The sequence below is a fragment of the Schumannella sp. 10F1B-5-1 genome, assembly GCF_006517535.1.
Taxonomy (GTDB): Bacteria; Actinomycetota; Actinomycetes; order Actinomycetales; family Microbacteriaceae; genus Schumannella.
Genome location: NZ_VHQH01000173.1, coordinates 1 through 234 on the forward strand (window position 1 = coordinate 1; position 234 = coordinate 234).

Here is a 234-nt window from a genome sequence, read left to right on the forward strand (position 1 = left end):
CGTGCCCGGGTGGGCGGCCGGCGGGGGCCACTCGCTGCACGTCGTGTGCGACCTCACGATCGCCAGCCGCGAGCACGCGCGCTTCAAGCAGACGGATGCCGACGTCGGCTCGTTCGACGCGGGCTACGGCTCGGCGTACTTCGCGCGGCAGGTGGGTCAGAAGTTCGCGCGCGAGGTGTTCTTCCTGGCCGAGGAGTACGGCGCCGAGCGCGCCCACGAGATGGGCGCCGTGAA

At 72.2% G+C, this 234-nt stretch carries 1 protein-coding gene; it reads left to right on the forward strand.

The features are described from left to right. Window positions 1-234: enoyl-CoA hydratase-related protein (locus tag FJ658_RS15340; RefSeq protein ID WP_255447765.1), on the forward strand; the 234-nt coding region annotated here is incomplete at both ends.